Origin of the sequence: Pseudotabrizicola alkalilacus (genome assembly GCF_003443995.1) — a bacterium.
Taxonomy (GTDB): Bacteria; Pseudomonadota; Alphaproteobacteria; order Rhodobacterales; family Rhodobacteraceae; genus Pseudotabrizicola; species Pseudotabrizicola alkalilacus.
On the sequence record NZ_QWEY01000002.1, the window covers coordinates 436,780 to 452,093 of the forward strand.

11 protein-coding genes are annotated in these 15,314 nt (G+C 65.2%); 10 read left to right on the top strand and 1 reads right to left on the bottom strand.

The features are described 5' to 3' along the window. Window positions 1–32: 32 nt before the first annotated feature. The 6 genes from D1012_RS06095 to D1012_RS06120 all read left to right on the top strand — a co-directional run bounded on the left by D1012_RS06095 (window position 33) and on the right by D1012_RS06120 (window position 7,942). Window positions 33–1,490, top strand: coding sequence for a carnitine 3-dehydrogenase (locus D1012_RS06095; RefSeq protein WP_118150435.1), 1,458 nt, complete (start codon window positions 33–35; stop codon window positions 1,488–1,490). Beyond that, window positions 1,490–2,653: an acyl-CoA dehydrogenase family protein gene (locus D1012_RS06100; RefSeq protein ID WP_118150436.1), complete on the top strand. Its 1,164-nt coding sequence runs from the start codon at window positions 1,490–1,492 to the stop codon at window positions 2,651–2,653. The genes D1012_RS06095 and D1012_RS06100 overlap by 1 nt, the downstream gene beginning before the upstream one ends. Before the next feature lie 273 nt (window positions 2,654–2,926). After that, the gene (locus D1012_RS06105; RefSeq protein WP_118150437.1) at window positions 2,927–4,915 is read left to right on the top strand and encodes an acetate--CoA ligase family protein; all 1,989 of its coding nucleotides are present in this window, start codon (window positions 2,927–2,929) and stop codon (window positions 4,913–4,915) included. Then, window positions 4,916–5,713 (top strand): carnitinyl-CoA dehydratase, encoded by a 798-nt coding sequence (locus tag D1012_RS06110; RefSeq protein ID WP_118150438.1) that lies wholly within the window; start codon window positions 4,916–4,918, stop codon window positions 5,711–5,713. Between the two features lie 51 nt (window positions 5,714–5,764). Next, window positions 5,765–6,235 (top strand): OsmC family protein, encoded by a 471-nt coding sequence (locus D1012_RS06115; protein ID WP_118150439.1) that lies wholly within the window; start codon window positions 5,765–5,767, stop codon window positions 6,233–6,235. Between the two features lie 93 nt (window positions 6,236–6,328). Then, window positions 6,329–7,942: a GMC family oxidoreductase gene (locus tag D1012_RS06120; protein WP_118150440.1), complete on the top strand. Its 1,614-nt coding sequence runs from the start codon at window positions 6,329–6,331 to the stop codon at window positions 7,940–7,942. 223 nt (window positions 7,943–8,165) lie between these two features. On the opposite strand, the gene betC is transcribed toward D1012_RS06120, so the two are convergent. Beyond that, window positions 8,166–9,695, bottom strand: coding sequence for a choline-sulfatase (betC, locus tag D1012_RS06125; RefSeq protein WP_118150441.1), 1,530 nt, complete (start codon window positions 9,693–9,695; stop codon window positions 8,166–8,168). 121 nt (window positions 9,696–9,816) lie between these two features. Here betC and D1012_RS06130 point away from each other — a divergent pair, with 121 nt between their 5' ends. The 4 genes from D1012_RS06130 (at window position 9,817) to D1012_RS06145 (ending at window position 15,310) form a co-directional block, all read left to right on the top strand. Continuing rightward, complete coding sequence (locus tag D1012_RS06130; protein WP_118150442.1) at window positions 9,817–11,829, top strand: CocE/NonD family hydrolase; 2,013 nt, start codon at window positions 9,817–9,819, stop codon at window positions 11,827–11,829. 119 nt (window positions 11,830–11,948) lie between these two features. Then, window positions 11,949–13,532, top strand: a complete 1,584-nt coding sequence (locus tag D1012_RS06135) for an ABC transporter substrate-binding protein (RefSeq protein ID WP_118150443.1) — start codon at window positions 11,949–11,951, stop codon at window positions 13,530–13,532. Between the two features lie 12 nt (window positions 13,533–13,544). Continuing rightward, window positions 13,545–14,501 carry an ABC transporter permease gene (locus D1012_RS06140; protein WP_118150444.1) on the top strand — a complete coding sequence of 319 codons (957 nt, stop codon included), beginning with the start codon at window positions 13,545–13,547 and terminating at the stop codon, window positions 14,499–14,501. Further along, window positions 14,498–15,310 (top strand): ABC transporter permease, encoded by an 813-nt coding sequence (locus D1012_RS06145; RefSeq protein ID WP_118150445.1) that lies wholly within the window; start codon window positions 14,498–14,500, stop codon window positions 15,308–15,310. The genes D1012_RS06140 and D1012_RS06145 overlap by 4 nt, the downstream gene beginning before the upstream one ends. Window positions 15,311–15,314 lie beyond the last annotated feature (4 nt).

The window sequence follows — 15,314 nt, forward strand, 5'->3', positions numbered from 1 at the left end:
GGCGCTGACAAAAGCAAGACAGGGGATGACGGATGGCGCGCAAGGCGGCAATCATTGGCGGCGGGGTGATCGGCGGCGGCTGGGCGGCGCGGTTCCTGCTCAACGGCTGGGATGTGGCGGTGTTCGACCCCGACCCGGAGGCCCCGCGCAAGGTGGGCGAGGTGCTGGACAATGCCCGCGCTGCGCTGCCCGCGCTGTCGGACGGGCCGATGCCCGCCGAGGGGCAGCTGGTCTTTGCCGCCTCGCTGACCGAGGCGGTCGAGGGTGCGGATTACATTCAGGAATCGGTCAGCGAGCGGCTGGAACTGAAGCACCGGGTGTTTGCACAAATCCAACAAGTCGCATCCGGCACCCCGATCGGAAGCTCGACTTCTGGCTTCAAACCTTCGGAATTGCAACAAAACGCCGCCAACCCGGCGGTGATCTTTGTCGCCCATCCGTTCAACCCGGTCTACCTGTTGCCGCTGGCCGAGGTGGTGCCGTCGCCTGCCTCCGACCCGGCCGTGATCGAGACCGCAAAGGAGATCCTGCGCGAGATCGGGATGTTCCCGCTGCACGTGCGCAAGGAGATCGACGCCCATATTGCCGACCGCTTCCTGGAAGCGGTTTGGCGTGAGGCGTTGTGGCTGGTCAAGGACGGCGTGGCCACGACCGAGGAAATTGACGAGGCGATCCGCATGGGGTTTGGCCTGCGCTGGGGCCAGATGGGGCTGTTTGAAACCTACCGGGTGGCGGGGGGCGAGGCCGGAATGAAACACTTCATGGCGCAGTTCGGGCCGTGTCTGCAATGGCCCTGGACCAAACTGACCGATGTGCCGGAGTTCACCGAAGAGCTGGTCGATCTGATCGCCGGGCAGTCGGACGCGCAGTCGGGGCACCACACCATCCGCCAACTGGAGCGCATCCGTGACCAGAACCTGACCGGGTTTCTGCGGGTGCTGAAGGAGCGCAACTGGGGCGCGGGCAAGGTGCTCTTGGAGCATGACGCGCGTCGCCGGGCCAACCTGCCCGCGCCGGTGCCAGGCGACGGGCCGATGGAGGCGGCGCGGCTGACGGTGCTGCCGGGCTGGATCGACTACAACGGTCATATGACCGAAAGCCGCTATCTGTTCGCCTCTTCCGAAACCGTGGATGCGTTTCTGCGCCATATCGGCGCGGATATCGCCTATGTCGGCACCGGGTTCAGCTATTACACCGCCGAGACCCATCTGGTGCATCTGGGCGAGGCCAAGCTGGGCGATGCGCTGACCGGCACCGTGCAGGTGCTGGCGGCGGATGAGAAACGGCTGCATCTTTTCATCCGCATCCTGCGGGACGGCCAGCCGGTGGCCACGCTGGAACAGATGCTGCTGCATGTCGATATGGCCAAGGGCAAGACTTGCGCCGCCCCTCAGGCGATCCTCGACCGGCTGCTGCCGATCGCGCAGGCCCATGCTTCGCTGCCGCGCCCCGATGCGGCGGGCCGTCATGTCGGACAAAGGAACGCCTGATGCACTTTGCCCTGACCGACGAACAGCGGATGATCATCGACACCACCCGCGCCTTTGTCGAGGCGGAGATTTATCCGCACGAGTTGGCAGTGGAACGCGCGGGCCACCTGCCGCTGGAGCTGATCCGCGAGATCCAGTCAAAGGCGATGGCCGCCGGGCTCTACGCCGCCAATATGCCAGCCGAGGTCGGTGGCGCGGGCCTCGATACCCTGTCCTGGCTGCTTTATGAGCGCGAGCTGGGCCGGGCGAATTATGCGCTGCACTGGACCTGTGTCGCGCGCCCGTCTAACATCCTGCTGGCGGGAACACCGGAACAGCGCGCGCGCTATCTGATGCCCTGCATCCGGGGCGAGACCTGGGATTGTCTGGCGATGACCGAACCCGGCGCGGGGTCGGACCTGCGCGGCATGAAAGCCTCGGCCCGGCAGGAGGGCAGTGACTGGGTGCTGAACGGCACCAAACATTTCATCAGCCATGCTGACCTTGCAGGTTTCACCATCGCCTTCATGGCGACAGGTGAGGAAGACACCCCGCGCGGGCCCAAGAAAAAGATCACCGCGTTCTTTGTCGACAAGGGGACAAAGGGCTTCACCGTGCGCGACGGGTATCGCAATGTCAGTCACCGGGGCTATACCAATGCGGTGCTGGAGTTTGATGAGTGTCGGGTGCCCGCCGAAAACGTGCTGGGCGAACCGCACAAGGGGTTTGAGGTCGCCAATACCTGGCTTGGTGCCACCCGGCTGCAGGTGGCCGCCACCTGCCTTGGCCGCGCCGACCGCGCCTTGCAGCTTGCCATCGCCTATGCGGCGGAGCGCCACCAGTTCGGGCAGGCCATCGGCAAGTTTCAGGGTGTGAGCTTCAAGCTCGCCGATATGGCGATGGAGCTGAAAGCGGCGGAGCTGCTGACCTGGGAGGCGGCGTGGAAATTCGATCAGGCCACGGTGACCGAGGCCGACATGAGCATGGCCAAGCTGAAAGCCACCGAAGTCCTGGCGATGATCGCCGATGAGGCGATCCAGATTCACGGCGGCATGGGGCTGATGGACGAGCTGCCGCTGGAACGCATCTGGCGCGACGCGCGGGTGGAGCGGATCTGGGAAGGCACGTCGGAAATCCAGCGCCACATCATCAGTCGGGAATTGCTGAGAGCGCAGGGCGGCTGAACGGCACGCCTTGGGCCAACCCCCGGGGCTCTGCCCCGGACCCCGGGATACTTGAGGACAGAAAATGGGAAGAGCGCAGGGCAAGGTTAAGCATTTGGCAACCAGAATCATATCTTCTGAAAGCACGGTACAGGCGGGGACGCCGATGACCGTGACGGGAAATGGCGCCCCGTTCTCGAGTTGGGAGCGGGGCGTTCTCATTTTCTGTCTGAAAATATCCTGGGGGTCCGGGGGCAAAGCCCCCGGGGTTCGGCACAGAGCGCGAGGTCGGACATGACGCGCCTCTCGCGCCTGCTGCGTCCGCGCTCGATTGCCGTGCTTGGCGCGGGCTGGGCTGAGAATGTCATCGCGCAATGCCAGAAGATGGGATTTTCCGGGCCGGTCTGGCCGGTGCATCCGAAGCGCGATCAGGTGGGCGGCGTGGCAGCTTTTCGCTCTCTGGCGGATCTGCCTGAACCGCCGGATGCCACGTTCATCGGGGTCAACCGGCATGCCACGCTGGGAGTGGTCCAGGACCTTGCCGCCATGGGGGCGGGCGGGGCGATCTGTTTTGCCTCGGGCTGGGAAGAGGCGGGGGAGGCCGGGTTGCAGGCGGAGTTGGTGGCGGCGGCGGGGGAGATGCCGGTGCTGGGGCCAAATTGCTATGGCGTGATCAACTATCTCGACGGCGCGCTCTTGTGGCCCGATCAGCATGGTGGGCGGCGGGTGGCGCGGGGCGTGGCCTTGCTGTCGCAATCGTCGAATATCGTGATCAACCTGACCATGCAGGCGCGGGGGTTGCCGGTGGCCTATGTCGCCTGTCTGGGCAATGCGGCGCAGGTCGGGCTGGCGGAGTTGGCCGGGGCGCTGTTGGCGGATGAGCGGGTGACAGCGCTGGGCATGTATGTCGAGGGCATCGACGACGCGCCCGCACTGGCGCGGCTGGCGGCAGACGCGGCGCTGATGGGCAAGGGGATTGTCTGCCTGAAATCCGGCAAGACCGAGTTGAGCCGGGTGGCGGCGGCCTCGCATACCGCGTCGCTCGCCGGGGAGGCGGCGGTGTCCTCGGCCTATCTGTGCAAGGCGGGGATTGCTGAAGTCGCGACCTTGCCGGAGCTGCTGGAGGTGCTGAAGATTTTCCACGCGCATGGCCGGGGGCTGGGGCCGCGCCTGTGCTCGCTGTCCTGTTCGGGGGGCGAGGCGGGGCTGGTGGCCGATCTGGGCGCGGCGGCGGGGCTGGACTTTCCGCCACCGTCAGAGGCGCAGCGCCTGCGGTTGGGGGAAATTCTGGGCCCGATCGTGACCATCGCCAATCCGCTGGATTATCATACGTTTATCTGGGGCGACGGGCCGCGCACGGCGGATGTGTTTACCACGATGCTGGCCGGGTATGATGCGGGGGTGTTCATCATTGACCCGCCGCGCCCGGACCGCTGTGACCCGGCGTCGTTCCGGCCCGCGCTGGAGGCCATTGTCACGGCGGCGCAGGCGACGGGGAAGCCGGCCTTTCCGGTGGCCTCTTTGCCCGAGAATTTCGATGAGGCTTTGGCGGAAGGCATGATGGCGCAGGGCGTGGTGCCGTTGATGGGGCTGGAGGCCGCTTTGGGGGCGATCCGGGCGGCGCAGGGGGTCTGGGGCGTGGTGCCGGAGGTGCCTTTGACGGCCCGCGCCGCGCGGGAGGCCCGGCTGCTGGATGAGTCAGAGGCGAAGGATCTGTTGCGGGGCGCGGGGGCGGCGGTGCCTGCGGGCGTGACGGGTCGGACGCTGGCGGAGGTGTCGGCGCGGGCGGGCGGGCTGGTGCCGCCTTTGGTACTCAAGGGGTTGGGGTTTGCCCACAAGACCGAGGCCGGGGCGGTGCGGCTGGGGCTGTCCACGCTGGATGGACAGGCGGAGATGCCGGGGGTCACGGGCTATCTGGTGGAGGAGATGGCCACGGGGGCTGTTGCCGAGGTGCTGGTGGGGCTGCGGCGCGATCCGGTATACGGCGTGGCGCTGACGCTGGGCATGGGCGGGGTGACGGCGGAGCTGTTGGCCGATACGGTGACGCTCGTGCTGCCGGTGACGCCTGACGAGGTGCTGGGCGCGCTGCGGCGGTTGCGGCTGTTTCCGCTGCTGGATGGCTACCGGGGCCGGGCGCGGGCGGATCTGGCGGCGCTGGCCGATCTGGTCGGGCGGCTGTGTGATCTGATGCAGGATGACACATTTGAAGAGATCGAGCTGAACCCGGTGCTGGTGTTTGCCACGGGTGCGGTGGCGGTCGATGCGTTGATACGGAAGGGATAGATGATGGAGATACTGAGCGAAGGTCCGATCAGGACACGCCGCGAGGGCGCGGTGCTGGAGGTGACTCTGGACCGGCCAAAGGCCAATGCGATTGATCTGGTGACCAGCCGGATCATGGGGCAGGTGTTCCGCGCCTTTCGCGATGAGGACAGTCTGCGCGTGGCGATCCTGCGCGCGGAGGGGAGCAAGTTCTTTTGCCCCGGCTGGGATCTGAAGGCAGCGGCGGGCGGCGATGCTGTTGATGGCGACTATGGGGTGGGCGGCTTTGGCGGTTTGCAGGAATTGCCAAATCTCAACAAACCCGTCATCGCGGCGGTGAATGGAATATGCTGTGGCGGCGGGCTGGAACTTGCACTTTCCTGTGATCTGATCCTGGCATCGGCCAATGCGACCTTTGCCCTGCCCGAAATCCGGTCCGGCACGGTGGCGGATGCGGCCAGCATCAAGCTGCCCAAGCGCATTCCCTATCACGTCGCGATGGACCTGTTGCTGACCGGGCGCTGGTTTGATGCCGAAGAGGCGCTGCGCTGGGGACTGCTCAAGGAGATCACCACGACCGAAGACCTGTTGCCAAAGGCCTGGGCTCTGGCGCGGCTTTTGGAATCCGGGCCGCCGCTGGTCTATGCGGCGATCAAGGAAGTGGTGCGCGAGGCCGAGGACATGCGGTTTCAGGACGCGCTGAACCGGATCACCAAGCGGCAGTTGCCGACGGTGGACCGGCTGTATTCGAGCGAGGATCAGTTGGAAGGCGCGCGCGCCTTTGCCGAAAAGCGGGAGCCGGTCTGGAAGGGGCGGTGAGGCGGCACGCGCGAAAGATGAGTATTTGGGCCAAGATGAAAGGGCAAGGCAATGGCAACGCATGACTATACCAGCCGGATCGTCTGGACCGGGAATACGGGTGAGGGCACGCGCAGCTATCGCGGCTATGCGCGGACCTGGGAGATTGCGGTGCCGGGCAAACCGGTGGTGGAGTGCTCAAACGATCCACTGCTGGGCGGCGATCCGGGCAAGATGAACCCCGAAGACCTGCTGCTCTCGGCGCTCTCGGCCTGTCATATGCTGTGGTATCTGCATTACGCCTCGGAGGCGGGGATCGTGGTGACGGCGTATGAGGATTGCCCGGTTGGCGCCGGAGAAATCGGGCCGGGCGGCGCCGGGCGGTTTACGGCGGTGGAGTTGCGGCCGGTCATCGCACTTGCGCCGGGGGCTGATCTGGCGGTGGCAGAAGCCATTCACCACCGCATTCATGCCGTATGCTTCATTGCACGCTCGGTCGCGTTTCCGGTCACTTACGCGCCGCGCTTTGAGGTGGGGCGATAGGTGCGACACCGGATGTCGCATTTGCGCAAGTGGTGGCACGGCGCGCGGCTAGGTTGGCGGCTTGGGAATTCTCGGGGCAGCAGTCGGGGCGCTATGGAAGACAGCGATTACATCATCGTGGGGGCCGGATCGGCGGGCTGTGTTCTGGCCGAGCGGCTGAGCGCCTCAGGGCAGCACAAGGTCACGCTGATCGAGGCCGGGGGCAGTGACCGGCGGTTTTATGTGCAGATGCCACTGGGCTATGGCAAGCTGTTCTACGATCCGGCGGTCAACTGGATGTACCGTGCCGAGCCTGATCCGGGGCTTGCGGGCAACCGTGACCACTGGCCGCGTGGGCGGCTGTTGGGCGGGTCATCCTCGATCAACGCCATGGTGTGGATCCGGGGGCACCGGGCGGATTATGACGACTGGGGGGCGGCGGCACCGGGCTGGGGCTGGGACGACTGCCTGCCCGCCTATCGCCGGATCGAGGACAACGAGGCCGGGGGCGATAACTGGCGCGGGCAGGGCGGGCCGCTGTTCATCTCGGCCAACCGGCAGGGGCTGCACCCGCTGGTGCGCGATTACATCGCCGCCTGCGGCGAGGCCGGGCTGCCGGAGGTGGCGGATTTTAATGGCGCGGCGCAGGAAGGCGCGGGTGTCTATCAGATGACCATCAAGGGCGCGCGGCGCAATTCCACCGCGCGGGCGTTTTTGCGCCCGGCGATGAAGCGGCCCAACCTGCGGGTGCTGACCCATGCGCAGGTGACACGGGTGATCATCGAGGCGGGCCGCGCCGTGGGGGTGGACCTGCGGCAGGGCGGCGAGACGCGCAGCTTGAGCGCGCGGGGCGAGGTGATCCTGTCGGGCGGGGCGATCAACAGCCCACAGCTGTTGCAGCTGTCGGGCATCGGGCCGGGAGCATTGTTGCAGGAGATGGGGCTGCCGGTGGTGGTGGACAACCCGAATGTGGGTGCGCATCTGAGCGACCATCAGGGCATCAACTATACTTGGTCGATGCGGGTGCCGACCTATAATGATGCGCTGCGGCCATGGTGGGGCAAGGCCTTCGCGGGGTTGCAATATCTGCTGGGCGGGCGCGGGCCGCTGGCCAAGTCGATCAACCATGCGGGCGGGTTCTTCCGCACCGGTCCGGACCTCACGCGGCCCAACATGCAGCTGTACATGCAGGCGTTTTCGACGCTGATCCCGCGCAATGGCGAGCGCCCGATCCTGTCGCCGGACCCGTGGTCGGGGCTGTCGCTGGGGCTGTCGAACTGTCGCCCGACCTCGCGCGGGGAGATCCGGCTGGCCAGTCCTGACCCGCTGGCGCATCCGGTGATCGTGGCCAATGCCTTTGCGACCGGGCATGATGTCGGGGAGATGCTGGCAGCGGTGAAATTCCTGCGCCGGATTGCGGCGCAACCGGCGATGGCGCGGCTGATCAAGGAAGAGTTGCGGCCCGGCCCCGAGATCCGCTCGGACGAAGATCTGATCGCGGATTTCCGGGCGCGGTCGGGGACGGTCTATCACCCGTGCTGCACCTGCCGGATGGGAGCGGATGCCGTGACCAGCGTGCTGGATGCGCGGCTGCGGGTGCGGGGGGTGGCGGGGCTGCGGGTGATTGATGCCGCGAGTTTTCCCAACATCATCGCGGGGAACACCAATGCGCCTGCCATCCTGACCGGGTGGAAGGGCGCGCAGATCGTGCTGGAAGATGCACAGTAACGCGGACCTTGTGCCGGGAGCCGCCTCGGGGGGCATCGAGCCCCCGCTCGGCGGCGTTGCCACGGGATGCGGTGCGGTGCCGCATGTCTTGCCGAGTGGTGCGGCTTTGGCGGCGGACGCTCCGCGGGGAGTATTTTTTCAAGCAGCAAAGGCAGGGCGCAGGCCTTTGATATTGCTGCTTTGCAAATACTCCCGCCGGAGGCGTCCGGCATTGGCCCCGGCGCTACTCTCCGCGGGGAAAGCGCTTGCTGTCTTCGAGGATGTTCAGGTCCATGTGGTTGCGCATGTAGCGTTCGGAGGCGGCGCGCAGGGGTTGGTAATCCCATGGGAAGTAGGCACCGTTTCGCAGGGCGTCATAGACCACCCAGCGGCGGGCCTGGCTTTCGCGGACGGCGGCGTCAAAGCGGGGCAGATCCCAGCGGGCGTCGGCGGCGGTGCGGAAGTGGTCGAGGACCGGGGCGGCGCGGGGGTCGGTGGCGAGGTTGTTGCGCTCCTCCGGGTCGGCGGCGAGGTCAAAGAGTTGTTCGGGATCGGCGGGGCAGCGGATGTATTTCCACGCGCCTTCGCGCAGGGCGACGATGGGGGTGATCGTTCCTTCGGCGGCGTATTCCATGGCGACCATCGGGCGGCTGCCACCGCTGGCCATCGGTGTGAGGTCAACGCCATCGGTCCAGGGCATCACCTCGGCCATGTCCACCCCGGCGAGGGCAGCGAGGGTGGGGGTGAGGTCGATGGTGGAGACCGGGTCGGTGATCAGGCCGGGGTCGAGACCGGGGGCAGAGATCATCAGGGGGACGCGGGCAGAGCCCTCGAAGAAGTTCATCTTGAACCACAGCCCGCGTTCGCCCAGCATTTCCCCGTGATCCGACAGGAAGACCACCACCGCCTCTTGCCGGGAGGCTTCCAGCACGGCGAAGATTTCGCCGATCTTGTCGTCGACATAGGAGATGTTGGCGAAATAGCCCTGCCGCGCACGGCGGATCTGTTCGGGCGAGATGTCGAAGCTGCGCCAGTCGCAGGCATCCATCAGGCGTTTGGAATGCGGATCTTGAGCGGCGTAGGGGATCGGCTCGGGCGGGGTGAGTTCAGGGGCGTTCTCGTACAGATCCCAGTATTTGCGGCGCGCGACGAAGGGGTCGTGCGGGTGGGTGAAGCTGACGGTGAGGCACCACGGGCGGGTTTCCGCCCCGCGCGACAAGTCGTAGAGTTTCTGCACCGCCTGAAAGGCGACATCATCGTCATATTCCAGCTGGTTGGTGATCTCGGCCACGCCCGCCCCTGTCACCGAGCCGAGGTTGTGATACCACCAGTCGATGCGTTCGCCCGGTTTGCGGTAATCCGGGGTCCAGCCGAAATCGGCGGGGTAGATGTCGGTGGTGAGCCGGTCCTCGAACCCGTGCATCTGGTCGGGGCCGACGAAGTGCATCTTGCCCGAGAGTGCGGTATAGTAGCCCGCGCGGCGCAGGTGATGGGCATAGGTCGGGATATCGGAGGCAAATTCGGCCGCATTGTCATAGACGCGGGTGCGGCTGGGCAGTTGGCCCGACATGAACGAGGCCCGCGCCGGCGCGCAGAGCGGCGAGGCAGTGTAGCAGTTCTGAAACCGCAGCGAATGGTGCGCCAGCAGGCGCAGGTTGGGCGCGTGCAGAAAATCGGCCGGGCCGTCGGGAAACAGGGTTCCGGTCAGCTGGTCCACCATGATGATCAGGATGTTCGGGCGCTGGCTGGGGGTATCCGTCTTGGGGTCCGTCATGAGGGTCCGTCCTTTTGTCCCGGGGTCTGGCCGGAGGGTGCTGGCCAGAGCCAGCCTTGTCTTGAACGCTTGCGACAGGTGCAAGCCGAATGCGCCACAGGTGGTGCAGAGGAGTGATCGCATGAAAACTGTTAAAGAGTTTCCAAAAACTTTGGTCGAATTTGAGGATATGGGCATTTTCATGCCCGATGGCACCCGGCTTTCGGCGCGGGTGTGGATGCCAGACGATGCAGAGGCCCACCCGGTTCCGGCGGTGCTGGAGTATATTCCCTATCGCAAGCGCGACGGCACCTTGCCGCGCGATGAGCTGATGCATCCTTATGTGGCGGGGCATGGCTATGCGTCGGTCCGGGTCGATATGCGCGGCAATGGCGACAGTGAAGGGCTGATGGTGGATGAATACACGGCGCAGGAGTTGCAGGACGCTTGTGACGTCATCGGCTGGCTGGCGGCGCAGCCGTGGTGCTCGGGCACGGTCGGGATGATGGGCAAGAGCTGGGGCGGCTTCAATTGCTTGCAGACTGCGTTTCTGCAGCCTCCGGCGTTAAAGGCGGTGATTTCAGTCTGCTCGACCACCGACCGCTTTGCCGATGACATCCATTTCAAGGGCGGGTGTCTTTTGGGCGAGAATTTCGGCTGGGGGGCGGTGATGCTGTCGTTTTCCAGCCGTCCGGCCGATCCGGTGTTGCGCCCGGATTGGCGGGCCGACTGGTTGGCGCGGCTGGAGGCAGAGCCGTGGCTCGCACCGCGCTGGGCGGCGCATCAGGCGCGCGATGACTATTGGCGGCATGGCTCGATCTGTGAGGATTTTGCCCGGATGCAGGTGCCAGTGCTGTCGATCGGCGGCTGGGCGGACAATTACATGAACACGGTGGATGCGCTGGTGCGCAACACGCAGGCCAAGGGGATCGTGGGGCCGTGGGTGCATCAGTACCCGCATACGGCGGTGCCCGGCCCGGCGATCGGCTTTCTGCAAGAGGCGATCCGCTGGTGGGACCGCTGGCTGAAGGGGGTTGAAAACGGGGCGGAGGCTGACCCGGCAATGCGGGCCTATATGCTGCATTCCGCGCCGCCCGATGCCTCTGCCGGCCACCGCGCCGGGCATTGGGTGGCCGAGGATCAGTGGCCCAGCCCGACGGTCAGCGAGACGGTGTTGACCCTGTTGCCGGGGGGCAATGGCGGGGACCCGCGCGCATATCTGGGGCAAGGCGAAACCGCAGGTTTTGAGCGGATTGTGTTTACACCGCAACAGCTTGGCCTGTCCGCGGGGGAGTTTTTTCCGATGGGGCTGAAGGCCGAAATGCCCGGCGATCAGGCGGCGGATGATGCCCTGAGCCTGTGCTTTGACGGCGATGTGCTGGAGGCACCTTTGGCGCTGTTGGGTGCGGCGCGGCTGTGGCTGCGGCTGGCCTCGGATCAGCCTTTGGGCTTCGTGGTGGCGCGGCTCTGTGATGTGGCCCCGGATGGCTCTTCGGTGCGGATTGCGCATGGCATGCTGAACCTGTGCCACCGGCACAGCCGCGAGGCGCCGGAGCCGATGGTGCCGGGTCTGGCGGAAGAGATCTGCCTTGATCTGGACCAGATGGCGTATCGGCTGGCGGCGGGCCACAGGCTGCGGCTGGCGCTGTCGAACAGCTACTGGCCGTTTGTCTGGCCGTCGCCGGTGCAGGGCCAACTGACATTGACCAAAGGCAGCCTGACCCTGCCGGTGCATCAGGGCGGCAACGGGTGGGTGCCGCCGGAGCCGGAGGCGGCCCCGGCATGGGCGCACCGGGTGCTGCGGGCGGGGCAATCGCGGCGCTATGTCGAGACCGACATGATCACCGGCACGCAAGCCTTGTGCGTGCTGGAGGATGGCGGTGATGTGGAAAATCTGACGCATGGGTTGTGCTCGGGGGAGACGTTGACGGAGCGCTGGGAAATTCATCCAGATGACCCGCTGTCGGCAAAGGCCACCCATGTCTGGGAGCAGCGTCTGTCGCGCGGCGACTGGCAGGTGCGCACCGAGGCGAGGGCGGTAATGACCGGCGATGCGTCGCATCTGCACATGCAGGCCACGCTGACCGCCTGGGAGGGCGATAAAGTGATCTTTTCCCGCGATTTCAACGAAAAGGTGATGCGTCGCTTTGTCTGAAAAAATCGAAGCTGCGGGGCACGAATCGTTGCCCCGTGGCAAAACACCCGTTTCTATTGATCCACCAGTCAACAAAACCGGCGCGGGGTTAACCGCAGCCATTCAGGGAGACGACCAGAATGACAGATCCGCTTGACCGTATGATTGCTGCCGCCAAGGCAGGCCGCATGTCGCGCCGCGAGTTCGTGGGCCGCACCACCGCTTTGGGTGTGTCCGCCGGACTGGCCTCGGCGCTGTTCACCAAAGCCGCGCATGCCGAACCCAAGAAGGGCGGCCTGATCCGCATGGGGATGCAGGGCGGCGAGTCGACCAACAGCCTTGATCCCGCGCTGGCCGCGTCGGAGGTGCCGTTTGCGGTGAACTACACCTGGGGCGAAATGCTGGTGGATGTCAGCGCGGGCGGCGAAGTGGTCATGCGGATCGCCGAAGAGGTCAGCGCCAACGCCGATGCGACCGAATGGAAGTTCAAGATCCGCCAGGGGGTCGAGTTCCACAATGGCAAGACCGTGACTGCCGATGACGTGATCGCCACGCTGCGCCGCCACACCGATGAGAAGTCGCAGTCGGGCGCGCTGGGGATCGTGCAGGGCATCAGCGAGATGTCGGCAGAGGGCGATATGGTGACGCTGAAACTGGCGAGCGGCAATGCCGACCTGCCGTTCCTGCTGGCCGATTATCACCTGGTGATCCAGCCGAATGGCGGCTTTGACAACCCGACCGAAGGCATTGGTGCCGGGCCGTACAAGGTGGTGGTGCATGAGCCAGGTATCCGGCATGGCTTTGAAAAGCATGCAAACTACTTTGACGACACCATCGGCCATGCGGACCAGACCGAGATTCTGGTGATCAATGACGGGACGGCCCGGACCGCTGCGGTGCAGTCGGGTCAGGTTCACATGATCAACCGGGTCGATCCCAAAATCGCCGAGTTGTTGAAGCGTGCGCCCGGCGTGCAGGTGAAGGCGGTTCCCGGCCGCGGGCACTATGTGTTCATCATGCATGTCGACAAGGCCCCGTTTGACAACAACGATCTGCGCATGGCGCTGAAACTGGCGGTCAACCGTCAGGAGATGGTGGACAAGATCCTTGGCGGCTTGGGCAGCATCGGCAACGATTTCCCGATCAACTCGGCCTATCCGCTGTTTGATGACAGCATTCCGCAGCGCGAATACGATCCGGCGGCCGCTGCCGATCACTACGCGAAATCCGGCCATGACGGCAGCCCGATCATTCTGCGGGTGGCGCAAGGTGCGTTTCCCGGCGCGGTCGAGGCGGCGCAGCTGTTTCAGCAATCCGCCGCAGCGGCAGGTATCCCGCTGGAGATCAAGCGCGAGCCGGATGACGGTTATTGGTCAAACGTCTGGAACGTGGAGCCGTTCTGCGCCAGCTATTGGGGCGGTCGCCCGGTGCAGGATCAGATGTACGCCACGGCTTATCTGTCTACCGCTGACTGGAACGACACCAAGTTCAAGAACGCGCGCTTTGACGAGCTGCTGCTGGCGGCACGGGCGGAACTGAACAGCGACACCCGCAAGGCGACCTATTCGGAAATGGCCAAGATCGTGCGCGACGAAGGCGGCCTGATCCTGCCGATGTTCAACGATTTCGTCGAAGCCGTGCGGGATGAGGTGCAGGGCTGGGAAGCCGACCCGAATGGCGAGCTGATGAACGGTCGTGCCCATGTCAAGTGCTGGCTGGCATAAGGACCGGGGCGCGTGCATCCGGTTTTGACTCTGGTGGTCCAGCGCATTGCGCTGGGCCTCCTGCTCCTGCTGGCGGTGTCGGCTGTGATCTTTCTTGGCGTGGCGGCGCTGCCCGGTGACACCGCGCAGGCGATACTGGGCCAGTCGGCGACGCCGCAGGCGCTGGCCAACCTGCGCACCGAGATGGGCTTGGATCAGCCTGCGCTGACCCGGTATTTCAACTGGCTTGGCGGTATTCTGACCGGCGATCTGGGAACCTCGCTGTCGAACCGCACCGATATTGCGGCGGCGATCAGCCAGCGGCTGGGCAATACGCTGTTTCTCGCGGGCTGGGCGGCGGTGATCTCGGTCCCGCTTGCCATTCTGCTGGGGCTGTTGGCGGCGCGCTATAACGGGCGCTGGCCGGACAAGCTGATTTCCGGGGCAACGCTGTCGACGATCAGCCTGCCGGAATTTGTTGTGGGCTATATCGTCTTGTATTTCCTTGCGGTCAAATGGCAGCTGTTTCCGTCGGTCGCGATGGTGTTTCCCGGCATGGGGATGATGGAGCGGCTGAACGCGGTGATCCTGCCGGTGATCGTGCTGGTGCTGGTGGTGCTGGCGCATATGATGCGGATGACGCGGGCGGCGATCCTGAACGTGATGCAGTCGGCCTATATCGAGACGGCAGAGCTGAAGGGCCTGACGCCGATGCGGGTGATCTGGCGCCATGCGTTTCCCAATGCGGTTGCGCCGGTCGTCAATGTGGTGATGCTGAACCTGGCCTATCTGGTGGTGGGTGTGGTCGTGGTCGAGGTGGTGTTTGTCTATCCGGGCATGGGGCAATATCTGGTGGACCATGTGGCCAAGCGTGACCTGCCGGTGGTGCAGGCGGTGGGGCTGATCTTTGCCGCCGTCTATATCGGGCTGAACATCATGGCGGATGTGATCTCCATCCTTGCCAATCCAAGGCTGAGGCACCCGAAATGAGGATACCGATTTCCGCTCTTGTGGGCCTGTTCTTTACCGGGGCGTTCTTTCTGGCCGCAATTTTTGCGCCGCTGATCGCGCCGTATGGCATGGCCGAGATTGTCGGCGGGGTCTGGGACCCGGCATCCTCCACGCATTGGCTTGGCACCGATGCGATCGGACGTGATCTGCTGAGCCGGATGATCTATGGCGGGCAGACCACGATCTTTGTCGCCTCGGCGGCGACGGTGCTGAGTTTCACGCTCGGCTCCGTGCTGGGGTTTTCGGCGGCGGTGGCCGGGGCTTGGGTCGATCAGGGGCTCAGCCGGATGGTCGATCTGGTGATGGCGATCCCGGCGCTGATCCTGGCGCTGGTGATCCTGTCGGTGCTGCCGGTGACGCTGACGGTGCTGATCCTGGTGATGGGCCTGCTGGACGCGACGCGGGTGTTTCGTCTGGCCCGCGCGGTGGCGGTCGACATCACGGTGATGGATTATGTCGAGGCTGCCCGGTTGCGCGGCGAAGGCTGGGCCTGGATCATCTTTCGCGAGATCCTGCCCAATGCGCTGTCGCCGCTGGTCGCGGAGCTGGGGCTGCGGTTCATCTTTGCGGTGCTGTTCATCTCCACGCTTTCCTTCCTTGGGCTTGGCGTGCAACCGCCGCTGGCCGATTGGGGCGGGATCGTGAAGGAGAACTCCTCGGGGCTGGTCTACGGCATTCCGGCGGCGCTAATCCCGGCCTTTGCCATCGCGGCACTGGCGATTTCGGTCAATCTGGTGGCCGATTGGGTGCTGTCGCGCACCACCAGTCTGAAAGGCGGGCGCGGATGACCCT